The 13,034-nt window shown below is 41.3% G+C and carries 12 protein-coding genes; 3 read left to right on the forward strand and 9 right to left on the reverse strand.

Translation table 11 applies throughout. The annotated features are described in order from the left end of the window. Positions 1–231 precede the first annotated feature (231 nt). Positions 232–591, forward strand: coding sequence for a MerR family transcriptional regulator (locus NSQ70_RS18210; RefSeq protein ID WP_007498034.1), 360 nt, complete (start codon positions 232–234; stop codon positions 589–591). Between the two features lie 144 nt (positions 592–735). After that, a complete protein-coding gene (locus NSQ70_RS18215; RefSeq protein ID WP_046344808.1) occupies positions 736–1,719 on the forward strand; it encodes a Gfo/Idh/MocA family oxidoreductase in 984 nt (327 codons plus the stop codon). A gap of 41 nt (positions 1,720–1,760) precedes the next feature. Here NSQ70_RS18215 and NSQ70_RS18220 read toward each other — a convergent pair whose 3' ends face one another. After that, positions 1,761–3,275: a PAS domain-containing protein gene (locus tag NSQ70_RS18220; protein ID WP_342502337.1), complete on the reverse strand. Its 1,515-nt coding sequence runs from the start codon at positions 3,273–3,275 to the stop codon at positions 1,761–1,763. A gap of 318 nt (positions 3,276–3,593) precedes the next feature. Here NSQ70_RS18220 and NSQ70_RS18225 point away from each other — a divergent pair, with 318 nt between their 5' ends. Further along, entirely contained in the window at positions 3,594–4,931 is a 1,338-nt protein-coding gene (locus NSQ70_RS18225) for an amino acid permease (protein WP_041092624.1), read from the forward strand. A 219-nt stretch (positions 4,932–5,150) separates the two neighbouring features. On the opposite strand, the gene NSQ70_RS18230 is transcribed toward NSQ70_RS18225, so the two are convergent. The 8 genes from NSQ70_RS18230 to NSQ70_RS18265 all read right to left on the reverse strand — a co-directional run bounded on the left by NSQ70_RS18230 (position 5,151) and on the right by NSQ70_RS18265 (position 12,992). Then, positions 5,151–6,254 carry a DNA alkylation repair protein gene (locus tag NSQ70_RS18230; protein WP_342502338.1) on the reverse strand — a complete coding sequence of 368 codons (1,104 nt, stop codon included), beginning with the start codon at positions 6,252–6,254 and terminating at the stop codon, positions 5,151–5,153. Between the two features lie 105 nt (positions 6,255–6,359). Beyond that, positions 6,360–7,688 carry a GntP family permease gene (locus NSQ70_RS18235; protein ID WP_039164961.1) on the reverse strand — a complete coding sequence of 443 codons (1,329 nt, stop codon included), beginning with the start codon at positions 7,686–7,688 and terminating at the stop codon, positions 6,360–6,362. 24 nt (positions 7,689–7,712) lie between these two features. Further along, positions 7,713–9,257, reverse strand: coding sequence for a gluconokinase (gene gntK, locus NSQ70_RS18240; protein ID WP_024720429.1), 1,545 nt, complete (start codon positions 9,255–9,257; stop codon positions 7,713–7,715). A 185-nt stretch (positions 9,258–9,442) separates the two neighbouring features. After that, on the reverse strand, positions 9,443–10,276 hold the full coding sequence (locus NSQ70_RS18245; RefSeq protein ID WP_178896488.1) for a MurR/RpiR family transcriptional regulator: 834 nt from the start codon (positions 10,274–10,276) through the stop codon (positions 9,443–9,445). Between the two features lie 116 nt (positions 10,277–10,392). Beyond that, on the reverse strand, positions 10,393–11,328 hold the full coding sequence (locus tag NSQ70_RS18250) for a nucleoside hydrolase (RefSeq protein ID WP_050826769.1): 936 nt from the start codon (positions 11,326–11,328) through the stop codon (positions 10,393–10,395). A 93-nt stretch (positions 11,329–11,421) separates the two neighbouring features. Next, entirely contained in the window at positions 11,422–11,904 is a 483-nt protein-coding gene (locus tag NSQ70_RS18255) for a DUF1433 domain-containing protein (protein ID WP_045033679.1), read from the reverse strand. A gap of 44 nt (positions 11,905–11,948) precedes the next feature. Next, a complete protein-coding gene (locus tag NSQ70_RS18260) occupies positions 11,949–12,428 on the reverse strand; it encodes a DUF1433 domain-containing protein (RefSeq protein WP_024720433.1) in 480 nt (159 codons plus the stop codon). 81 nt (positions 12,429–12,509) lie between these two features. After that, complete coding sequence (locus NSQ70_RS18265; RefSeq protein WP_025208257.1) at positions 12,510–12,992, reverse strand: DUF1433 domain-containing protein; 483 nt, start codon at positions 12,990–12,992, stop codon at positions 12,510–12,512. Positions 12,993–13,034: the final 42 nt, after the last annotated feature.

Here is a 13,034-nt window from a genome sequence, read left to right on the forward strand (position 1 = left end):
CTATATACCTATTTTAGCCTATCGTTTTTTTCTCACGCTGTCTACTTGTTCCTATCTGTAACAAAAAATCACTTCATCCTCATCTATTATAACCTATTCTATAGAATCCGCTGTGAATAGAACAGACCTGTCATTTTAACAGTATGAAAAGGAACAAATGTTCATCGGAGAATATTTTGAAACTAGCAAATCTAATTGTATGATGGATAGCAAAGAAAGGAGGTGCAGGGAATGATTACATTTACGAGAGGAAAATTGTCAAAAATGTCTGGTGTACATATTGAAACCATTCGTTTTTATGAAAATGAGGGTGTGCTCCCCGAGCCTAAGAGAGCACATAACGGCTATCGTTTATATGATAAAAAATATGTACTCATGCTATCCTTTATCACTGAAGCAAGAAAGCTAGATTTCTCACTCAAAGAAATACGAGAAATTATCACGTCACTATTCGAGAAACAGTCGAAAACAGAAGCGGAACAGCTGCTCGAACAAAAAGTAGAAGATATTCAAAAATCCATTCAAGAGTTAAAAAAGAGGAAGGCGGCCATTCAACTGTTAACGAAACAAACATTAGCTAACATTAGTTAATTGTAGAGACTGCCAAAGATGTGCCGGTATTTTTTACTGGCACCCCTCTGGGCCTAGCTGTTAAGTACACGTTGTATGAAAACATCAGGTATACTAGAGACAGCTTGACGTGACATCAATCGTATGAAAGGGGTTATGAATAGAATGAGAATAGCAACCATTGGAACAGGTGTGATTGTGGAAGGTTTCCTCCAGGCAATTGAACAGCTTGAAGGTGCTTCTTGCCACGCTGTCTATTCAAGAAAGGAAGCGACGGCAAAGAAACTCGCAGATCAATTTGGGGTGCAAACGACTTATACGGATTTAACCGCTATGTTAGAAGATCCCCACATAGAAGCGGTATATATCGCATCACCCAATCGTTTACATAGCGAGCATGCCACGGCTGCATTGAAACACGGAAAACATGTGATTTGCGAAAAGCCTTTTACCTCTAATGTGAAAGAGCTAGAAGCCTTAATCGCTCTCGCAAAGGAAAAGCAGCTCTTCCTATTTGAAGCCATTACGACCGTTCATATGCCCAACTATCATTTAATCAAAAAACACCTTCATCAATTAGGCAGAATCAAACTCGTTCAATGCAACTACAGTCAATATTCAAGTAAATATAATCAGCTGCTCGCCGGGGAAACGCCGAATGTCTTTAACCCAGAGTTTTCTGGCGGTGCCCTCATGGATATTAACATTTACAATGTTCATTTCATTATGAATCTATTTGGTTCACCGAAAGACGTTCGTTACCAGGCCAACCGCCATCCAAACGGCATCGACACATCTGGTGTTTTAACTTTTACTTACAATGATTTCATCGCCACAAGTGTTGGCAGCAAAGATACAAGCAGTATGAATTTCGCTTTGATTCAAGGGGAAAAAGGGTTCCTGCATGTGAAAAATGGTGCGAATGGCTGTGAGGAAGTGTTGCTGCATATAGGAGACCAAGTCACTTCACTCAATGCACAAACCAATTCAAACCGCCTGTTTTATGAAGCAGAAGCATTTCAGCATATCATTGAAACAGGAAATGTCGAAAAGTGTTATGAATGGCTTGATGACAGTCTTTCTGTCATGAAGGTTCTTGAAGCCGCTAGGAAAGACGCCGGTATTGTTTTCCCAGCGGATCATGCTTAAATAAAAAAACCGCCTTCTGATGAAAAGGCGGTTTTTTGACATTAGATACTCTTTGAATATGCCACCAGACGCTGAGACATATGATTCACTTCATCAACTGAAGCGTTCACTTGCTCTGTTAAAGCAGCCTGTGTTTGCGTAAGAGCTGTCATATTGGAGATATTTTCAAGAATTTGATCGATTTGTGTTTTCATTTCAGTTAAACTAGATTCGATATTTTCTGTCGCATTGGCACTATGAAGCGCTAGCTTACGTACTTCATCGGCAACGACTGAGAAACCGCGTCCCTGCTCGCCTGCTCTTGCTGCTTCAATTGCGGCATTCAAACCAAGCAGATTCGTTTGGTTTGCCACTTCTTTGATCAAGTCTGAAATGTTCTTCGTCTCATCTGCACTGTTTTTCGCCAGATTAGCAGCAGACGTTGACTGCTCTTGGGCGACAGCAAGCTCCTGTGCTTGGTTTGTCACAGAACTGATGCCAGATACCATCTCACTAATAGAACTTGAAAGCTGCTCTACTTGGGAAGCCATTTCATGGGCTGTTTTTTCTTTATTTTTTTCTAACGTAATATCACGAATCGTTCCTGCGACACGTAAAGGGACACCCTTCTCATCACGAATGGTTTCACCGCCCGCATGATACCAGCGATACTCGCCATTTTTACTCTGCAATCTATAGTCAATGTCAAATGGTGTACGGCCAGAATGGTCATTTAAGTGATCCGCAAAGGCTTGGAGAGCCGATTCTTTATCTTCAGGATGCAAACGATCACTCCAGCTGCTCAATACGTTCGGGAAATCCTTTTCATCTGTAAAACCAAGCGTTTTTCTAAACTGCGGAGACCACCAGAATTCATTGTTTGGATTGACAGGATCGCCAGCCTCTACAACCATATCCCAAGGAGCTTCCACAAGCGCACGGTTGATCAAGTCATATCTTGTCACGAATGCTTGCAGCTCTTCTTCTTTCAATTTCTGATCATGAATATCAAAAAGAGCCCCTGCCACACGAAGAGGTACCCCATTTCGATCTCGAATCGTCGTTCCAGTTGCTTTGAACCAGCGATACTCGCCATTTTTCAACTTCAGACGATACTCGATATCATACGGTGTACGGCCAGAATGATCCAATAAATGCGCAGAGAATGCATTCAAGGTGTATTCCTGCTCATCTGGATGAATTCGAGATGCCCAGCTGTCTAAGACATTCGGAAAATCGTTTTCATTTTGAAAACCTAGCATTTTGCGGAAATCGTCTGTCCATGTGAATTCGTTTTTTGGATTCACAGGATCTCCTGCTACAACCGTCATATCCCATAGACCCACTTGAATCGCTTTTGTCACTAAATTCATACGCATATGAATATCTTCTTGCACTTCTTGCATCTTTTGCAACGCTTCATTTATTTGAGCCACTGCTTCTATTGTTTGACTAGAAGAGAATGCAGCAGTATCAATTCTGGCTGAAAAATCTCCCTTCTCAATTCGTTCAACTAATTGACTGCTTTCACTAAGAAGGGCTTCCGACGATGAATCACTTGCTTTTCTCATAAACATCTTCAATAACTCCTTTCATTCTTTCGTACGTTTTTGAAATATTTTACAGTTATAAACAATTCTTTATTAGGACTTTAGTAACACAAAAGATATATCGACAAAAACTGAAAATTGTTTATGTCAGAATGAAGGCAAATGTTCATTTTTTCACGAAGTTTTAGATTTTGGGGATGGGTCATGGAAAAGATTTATGGAAGAAAACGGCTCAATTGATAGAATCAACCGCCTATTTTGTCTGAAAAATCTCTTTTTTTATATTGACACTGACCGCTCGAAAAAAGAAAATGGAACATAAGCATTTTAAAAAAGGAGAACGTCATGAGCGCGAATCAGGAACAACACGAATTAAAAAAGCTTTTATCGCCGCGTCATATTCGCATGATTGCGATGGGCGGGGTCATTGGTACAGGAATCTTTAAAGGAAGTGCCGATACAATCGGCTTAGCAGGTCCTGGAGTCATCTTTTCCTATGTATTTGCTGGATTGCTTCTTCTCATTGTCATGGCGGCTTTAGCTGAAATGGCCATCGTCTACCCGGGGAATAACCTTCGCGACCTCATACAGATTGCGCTTGGTCAACGTTTTTCATTTGTTGTCGGATGGGTTTACTGTTTTATGTGGCTCACTGTATGTGTCATTGAAATCATTGCAGCGGGGAGTTTACTTCAATATTGGATGCCAAACGTACCTTTATGGTCTTTATGTTTACTTTGCTCGCTCTTAGTCATCGGAATTAATTTAAATAATGTAAAATACTTTGGTGAAATTGAGTTTTGGTTCGCTGGAATGAAGATTTTCGTTATTATTGTGTTTATTCTTCTCGGTGCTGCATTATTATTTGGAATCATTCCGAGCGAACAAAGCACGCCTGTTCTCACCAATTACCAAAACTTTGTCCCGAACGGATGGGGTGCTGTCTTTGCCTCATTATTAGTGGTGATCTTCTCGTATGGAGGCTCTGAATTGATCGGGCTGACCATTACAGAAACAAAGGATGCAGAAAAGGTATTACCTGGTGTTGTCAAAAGTATGATGTGGCGCATCATCTTGTTTTACACACTGCCGATTTTGATTATTTGTGGACTCATTCCTTGGAATCAAATTGATCCGAATAACAGTCCTTTTGTCCAAGTCTTTTCAGCAGCTGGCATGCAAGGTGCCTCTCACTTCATTAATTTCGTCTTAATTACAGCCGTTCTATCTGCCGCCAACTCTGGTATTTACGGCACGACGAGAATGATTCATTCTCTATCTAAATCAGACGGCGGTCCAAAAAAGCTGGCACAGGTCAACAAAAGAGGTGTACCTATTTTAAGTTTATGGGTGACCGTTCTGTTTCTTTTAATCGGAACATTCTTTGCTTACTTGTACCCAGATCAAATTTTCAGCTATATGCTGGCTATCCCTGGTTTTGCGGTCTCTCTTATTTGGATTAGCATCTGTCTGGCACATTTGAAACTGCGTCCAAGATATCCGCAAGAGCCGTATTTCAAAGTTTGGTTATTCCCGTATTTCACTTTATTTGCTGGTCTTGTACTCAGTGTCAGTTTTGTTCTGTTCCTATTCAGACCAGAGAACTTACCTAGCTCGATTATCAGTATCGGTTTCTTAGCAGCCGCCATCATTGCTTCATTCTTAATGAAAAAGAAAGCTTAGAAACGCAAGCAAAAACCCGCCTCAGTGGCGGGTATCAGATTGTTGACAAAGGGCTAAAATGAACTTGATTTTAGCCCTTTGTCTTCTTTTCAGCGTGATAGAAAACCTTTGCAGTCTAGGAAGGACGAGTACTGGCGCGGAGCGAATTTCACATTCGTGAGCACCAGCACGCAGGACTGACAACGAATGCGAGGGTTTGGCTACACGCTGAAGCCCGCCTCAATGGCGGGTTTTTTCATGAGCAGCTGCTGTGACTTCGAAATCGACAGACGCTTTTGGGATGCCGTTGATGATGATGGTTAATGTATGAATGCCCTCATAGTGCTTTCTCGTTGTCATATTTTGAAACGACTGTGATCGGACAAATTCTCTATGCAGGGCCGATCCTGTATCAAATTCTGTGATTTTAAATACCTTTTGATTGCGTGTACCACGAGCTTTCACGTAATCAATGGCATACTCTACGCGCAGCTTTAATGGCTTATCTGGCTGAAGAATAAAATGAAACGTCAGCTTCTCTCCAATACGAACGGGGTCTTGCGTCACCTTCAAATCCGTTACTTGGATAGACGGATCATCTCCATAGCCAAATAAAGCCATGATATCTGGATCGCCTTTTTTCAATAACGTACGGGATGCATGTTTGACAATCCAGTTTGTATGTTCATTGGTTCCATACCAGCTTTTGACCATTTGCTTCATGAGGTCTGGCTGAATTGCAGAAATATCATTTAAATGATTCGCTACACTTTTTTGCACATACTTGGCCGAATCTGACTTCAAATTTTCTAGAATGGGCAGCGTGACAGAAGGGTCCTTTTTCAGCGCAGGGACGGATAATCCCCACGGCAAACGAGGCCTGCACCCTTCACTAGCGAGACGGCGAATATGTTCATTTTGATCCTGTGACCACACAAGCATCTGCGCCAGCATTTTCTCTTGATCTTGAATGAGAAAAGGTCGAACGGCAAATTCAGCAGTGGAAAACGGTGTAAAGAATTCAAGTGCTTTGATCGAGATATCCCAATGGTCAACACCATATGTCTCCACGTAGTCTGGAAATACGAGCGCACTGAGCCCTGTAAAATGCGGTGCTGTCTGACGCAGTACATCGATTGCCTTCTCATAATCCTCAGGCAGACAGGCGTGCATCGATTCAGTCACTCTTCTCATTCGTCCTTTTAACTCCAGCTGCTCCCAATCCTCTTGAAACACGAGCTGCTGAAAGTGATCAGCATCAAATACAGTTGACGCTTGCGCAAGTTTTTCTGCTAAATGTTGAATAAATGGTTCATTATATACATGTTTTAAAGGTTCGATCATGTCCGCCTCCCATAGCTCAATATCATTATTTTATCCTAAATTGTCAAAAGCGGCATAACAACAAGCTAAAACAGCCCAATTCTGAAGAATTGAGCTGTTGTCCCGTTATATAAACATATTAATAATCATAATAAATGCAATGGCGCTAACGGAAATGATGGTCTCCATAGCCGTCCATGTCAAGAACGTCTCTTTAATGGTCATACCAAAATACTCTTTGATCAGCCAAAAACCAGAGTCATTGACATGAGACAAAATCAGTGAACCCGCTCCTGTTGCTAAAACAAGCAGCTCTCTGCTCACATCCGGCATGGATGCAGCGATTGGGGCTACAATTCCGGCCGCTGTCATCATGGATACTGTAGCTGATCCTGTTGCCACACGAATAACCGCAGCAATCAGCCAGCTAAGTAAAATCGGTGAGATTGGGGAGTGTTTGGCTAAATCAGCAATATAATCCCCAACGCCTGAATCGATCAGTACATTATTGAACGCTCCGCCTGCACCAATCACAAGCAGAATGGAAGCGATCGGTCCCAAACAATCGTTACTGAATGACAGCACTCGGTCACGGCTCATCCCTTGTATAAAGCCAAGACTAAAGAAAGAATACACTGTCGCAATCAATAAAGCTGTTATGGGATCTCCAATGTACTTGAACATCTGATACCACATACTATCCTCTGGCAAAATAATATCCGCCAACGTGGCAAGCAGCATGAGAATGACCGGCACCAAAATGGTAAACATCGTATTTGCAAAACCAGGAAGCTTTCGATCAGCATTTCGTTCCGTGAATTGCTTTCTGAGCAGCTCTGGAACTGGTTTATGTATCCGCTTTCCAATCCACTTACCGTACAGCGGTCCAGCAATAATAGCTGTTGGCAAACCGACGATGATTGAAAAGAAAATCGTTTTTCCCACGTTGGCATGATAGATGCCTACTGCTGCCATGGCAGCTGGGTGAGGCGGAACTAGCCCATGCACAACAGACAATCCTGCGATTAATGAAATCCCAATCGTCACGAGCGAAATGCCCGTTTCAATTGCAATGGTAAAGAGTAAGGGAATGAGAAGAACGAATCCGACCTGGAAAAAGACAGGTATCCCCACGATAAAGGCTACAAACATCATCGCCCAATGCACATTCTTCGTCCCAAAACGACTGATGAGTGTTTGAGCTATCCGCTCAGCGCCCCCTGACTCAGCCATCATTTTCCCAAGCATGGTCCCAAGCGCTAGTACAATCGCCAGTAACGATAACGTGTTCCCTAATCCCGTTTTAATCGATTGAATGATTTCCTGTAAATCCATTCCTGTAGCAAAGCCTACTAGCATAGAGGTAATGATCAAACTCACAAACGGATTCAACTTAGCGACTGTAATGAGAATGAGTAAAAGGACAATCGCCGCAATCACAATGAATAAAAGCATGTTCTCCCACCTTTTCCCCGATGTTTAACGATTTTGTTTTAATTGCAACGCACTAATGACATCAAATTCATCCTTCAGTTTGTCATAGAGACGCTCATATAAATAAAATAGCTCTATGTATGTTTCGTTGTTCTTCATATTTGGTTCATGGCGTGCAGAAATACGAATCCATTCCTGCACCTCTTCTATCTCTTCCATATGACCTAAACTATGAAGTGCGAGGACAGCCGCCCCAAGTGCGGAAGCCTCGTAGCTCTCTGGAACAAGCACTTCTCTGCCCATTGTATCCGCCAAAATCTGCCGCCATAGCGGGGATCTCGCAAATCCACCAGAAGCCCTGACATCCTTCGCTGGACCTGTTAAATCTCTTAGTGCCACACCGATCGAGAAAACACTCATAATGACGCCTTCTAACACGGCTCTAATAAAGTGCTCGCGCTTATGCTGAAGACCGATCCCGAAGAACGTGCCTCTTGCGTTTGGATTCCAATAAGGTGCTCGCTCACCTGTTAAAAATGGTAGAAACAGCAGTCCTTCTGAGCCAGCTGGAACCTTTTCTGCAATATCAATCATTAGATCGTAAGGGTCTACACCTAGACGCTTTGCTACCTCCACCTCGGAAGACCCAAATTCATCCTTGAGCCATCTCAGCATAATTCCGCCGTTATTGGTCGGTCCTCCGACGACCCAATGCTTGTCCGTCAATGCATAGCAAAATGTTCTTGATTGCTCATCTGTAATTGGCTGATCTACGACTGTACGTACTGCACCACTTGTCCCAATCGTGACTGCTACCTCACCTTTGCCAATCGCACCAACACCAAGATTCGCTAATACACCGTCATTTGCACCCACAACAAATGGTGTATCTTCTTCAATGCCCATTCGCAGCGCAATTTCTGGCTGAAGCCCACGCAGCTGATGCGTCGTTGGAACAAGTTCAGACAGCTGATTCACCTGAATTCCTGCAATACGTAGTGCCTCCTCGTCCCATTGAAGCGTTTCCAATCGGAACAGTCCTGTTGCTGATGCGATTGAATAATCGACCACATACTGACCGAAGAAATGATAAAGAACATACTCTTTGATGGAAATGAATTTTGCTGCCTGATTGAAGACGTCAGGTGTCATTTCCTTGATCCATCGTATTTTTGAAAGCGGTGACATTGGATGGATCGGTGTTCCGGTTCTTTTATAAATTTGAAAGCCATCTAAGTCCGTTATGATTCGTTTCGCTTGTTCTGCACTTCTGTTATCAGCCCAAATGATACTGTTTGTTAATGCTTTTCCATTCTCATCCATGACGATTAAGGAATGCATCGCCGTACTAATTCCCACACCTATGAGGTTTTTTGCATCAAATGCTGCTTTCGTCAATGCGCCTCTTACACTCGCAATTACAGCATCTAAAATATGTTCAGGGTTCTGCTCAACCCATGCTGGCTGGGGGTGAATGAGGTCATAAGGAACAGAATGCTTTGATATGACTTTCCCCTGTGGTCCAAATAGAACCGCCTTTGTACTTGTTGTTCCAATATCCAAACCAATTACCGCCTGGTTTCCCTTCATCTGTATCACGCCCAATCACTGATTTGAAATAAAGTGTCGTGGTGCCGGTGTACCTGATAAATCCCATTATAGGAATATTTTTTTCGACATTCAACGATCAAAAAGAAAATAATTTTCACTAAAAACCTCAGAATCGTTACCACAACAGCATTTTTCACTAATAGAAAAATTTATTTTTGAAACCATTACACTCTTTTTTGAGAAATGGTTTCTCTCATTTGCTTTAAGTTTGTTAATGTTTCCTGCTGCCTTAAATGTGCAAGCGCAAAATATAGCACATCAATCACAGTAAGCTGGGCAAGCCTAGCAGACATCGCTTCTGTTCGGAAAGCCGTTTCTTGCGTTGATGTATACAGCGTGACATCTGCAAGCTGACTCAATGGAGAACGCTGATAGCTTGTAATGCCAATGGTTTTCGCTCCTTTTTCCTTGGCTGTTTTCATCGCATCCAGTAAATCCTTATTTCGACCAGAATGAGATATACCAAGCACTGTGCTCTTTTGATCAAGCAGACCTGCCGACATCGCTTGAAAGTGAGAATCTGTATGAACAATACAGTTGATGCCTGTCCTCATAAATTTGTGAAAAGCATCTGTGGCGATGAGGCCAGACCCACCGCTGCCATAAAACTCTAAGCGCTCTGCTTCATGGATTAATTGTACGGCTCTTTCTACATCTTCTGGATTCAACAATTGAAAACTATCCTTTAATGCAGTGATGTTTGCCTGAAATACCTTTTGCATAAAAACGGCAGTATCATCGTCAAGACTCATCTCTTCATCTACATAATCAGGCTTCGTTTGTTCTATTTCCTGGGCAATAGCAATCTTCAAATCTTGATACCCCTCAAATCCAAGCCTTTTACAAAGACGAAAAATCGTTGCCTCTGAGCTCGCTGTCTTTTTGGCAAGCTCGACAATCGACAAATGGATGATGTCGCGGGGCTCACTCGTAATGTGCTCAGCAATTGCTTTCAGTTTTGGCGGCAATCCTCTGCTTGCTGCCCTTATCTTATCCATACTACTTAAACTGACAGAAGCCAATTGACTTCACTCCTTCCTCATTCATGTGAGCGCATACATTTACTCATGTTCCCATCTTATAAAAAAGAAGCCTGTTTGCACAGACTTCTTTTTTAAGAATTCAAGACTTTGATCATTAAATCAAAAAACCCTTCAGCATCTACATCCATACACACTTGAAGATTGCGATCTTTTCCCCATTGATGCTGAAAATCACATATCATTTGACCATCGCAGAACTCACTCTTCGTCTCCACTTCTACATGAAAAGCCTGTGTATTCACAAGTTGTTTATCAATTGCAAGACTTACAGCAAGCGGATCATGCATGGCACATGCCCACACCCCATTCCGCTCAAAATAGCGCTGGCGGTAAATGCTTGTGCTCTCTCTGATATAACTAGCTAACGTTTCATTTTGAATGGCATCAATTCTCTCATCCGTTAACAAGACCTGTCTCGTGACATCCAGCCCTACTTGAGTCAATGAAGGGAAACCAGCCTCCAGCACCAATTTCGCCGCTTCTGGATCTGCATATGTATTAAATTCCGCAACCGGTGTGACATTCCCCTGTCCCTGCACGACACCCCCCATAAAAATGACTTCTTTTACGTGATGAATCAGCTCAGGGCATTTTTTTACCGCAAGGGCTAAATTCGTTAACGGTCCTGTCAACACAAGCGTAACCTGCTTCGAATACTTCAGCACTTGGTCAATGATAAAATCAGGCGCAAAACCTTCATCTGCGGTCTTCTTAGGCCGGGCGTCCTTTAAAGCGCCGCCAATTCCATCCTCCCCATGCACCCGATGTTCATAATGAGGGGCTCTCAAAAGAGGCGTTACTGCACCTTTGATGACAGGGATTTCCTCTGCCTCAACCAACTCAAGCACTTTACACGTATTCAACGTCGCCGCTTCAACAGACACATTCCCGCACACCGTTGTGATCCCCAACATATCAAACCGCTTACTTTTCACTGCAAGCAAAATACCAATCGCATCATCAATTCCAGTGTCTACATCCAAGATCAATTTCTTTTTATTTGCCATGTTTGAAAGCTCTCCCTTGTTTGTAAGTGTTGTTAGGGGAATGATAGCATATTTTGAAATTGATTTAGGGAATCAATCGGCTTTGTCGACTTGTTATTTCACTTTTTCTCCAATGTCTTTCAAATATTGTTCGCGTTCTTTTTTAGATAAACTATTTAGATAGTCTTCTTTCACTTGAGGATCAAAATCTTCCCAGTTCTCAAAACGATCTCCTAGTTCTGCTGAATAACTCATTGAACCGATTTCTTTTGTTCTATACTTTAATGAAGCGGAGAACTCGTACTTTTCTGGCTCATCATTTATATATCCTCTAATTACGATGTAGCCCATAGGATTAATAGTTACCCTCTCCTTAAACGTTATGGTCTTAATAAAGTGATGGATGTCTTCTTTGCGTAAACATTCTTCTATTTTAGGCTTCATTTTTTCTGCGAGCTCTTCTGCTTTTTCTTGATCGCTCTTTTCTTTTACCACATCATTTGTTTTACTTTGCTTATTGTGCTGAGTGATTAACGAAGTCACTGAGACAATGATGATAACGACCAAAACAGATACAAGTTTTATTGTGTTTTTCATGTCTACCGTTGCCACCTTCTTAATAATGAAAAATTAACTTTTTGTTATTTATCCCCAATATCCTTGAGGTACTGTTCACGTTCTTTTTCAGAGAGTCGTTTAAGATAGTTTTCCTTTATTTCAGGCTCATCTTTATATTTATCCCAGTCTTTAAAGCGATATGATAAATCAGGAGAATGACTCATCGAACCTATTTCATTAGATTTGTATATTAATGATGCAGAAAAATGATATTTTTCTGCATCGTTATTTATATATCCATCAACTGTGACATAACCCATAGGGCTTATAGATACATTTTTTTTAAATGTGATGCTTTTAATAAAATTGTGAATATCTTTTTCATGTAAATATTCTTCAATTTTTGGTTTCATCTTTTCTGCGAATTCTTCGGCCTTTTCTTGATCGCTTTTCTCTTGCACTACTTCATCTGAAAAACTCTGATGAATGTACTCTACAACAAACACAGTTACGGAGATGACGGCGACCACAATTATGATAGAAAATTTCATGATATTTTTCATAAAAAGCAAAACTCCTTGATGAACTTTAATCAGCTGACTATTGAATTTGACAAAATAAAAACAGGTAGGCTAGTACCTGTTTTACTCTTTTTCTCCAATGTCCTTGAGATATTGCTCTCGTTCTTTTTCAGAGAGTCGTTTAAGATAGTTTTCCTTTAATTCTGGTTCATCTTTAAATTTATCCCAATCTTTAAAACGATATGACAACTCAGGATCATAACTCATTGAACCGATTTTTTTAGCTCTATATTGTAAAGAAGCTGAAAATCCGTACTTCTCCGGTTCATTATTTATATAGCCATCGATTATAATATCCCCCATAGGATTGATGGTCACATCTTTTTCAAACGTTATGGTTTTAATAAATTTATGAATATCTCTTTTGTGCAAGTGCTCTTCAACCTTGGGTTTCATCTTCTCTGCAAGTTCTTCTGCTTTTGCTTGATCACTCTTTTCCTTGACCGCATTATTAGATTGAATATGCTTAACCTGAACGATTAACGAAGTCACTGCGACAAGGATGACTACAAACAATACAGATAAAAGCTTTATTGTGTTTTTCATGTCTACCGTTGCCACCTTCTTAATAATGAAAAATAAAAAACA

Source organism: Bacillus sp. FSL R5-0397 (assembly GCF_038593395.1).
GTDB lineage: Bacteria > Bacillota > Bacilli > Bacillales > Bacillaceae > Bacillus > Bacillus altitudinis.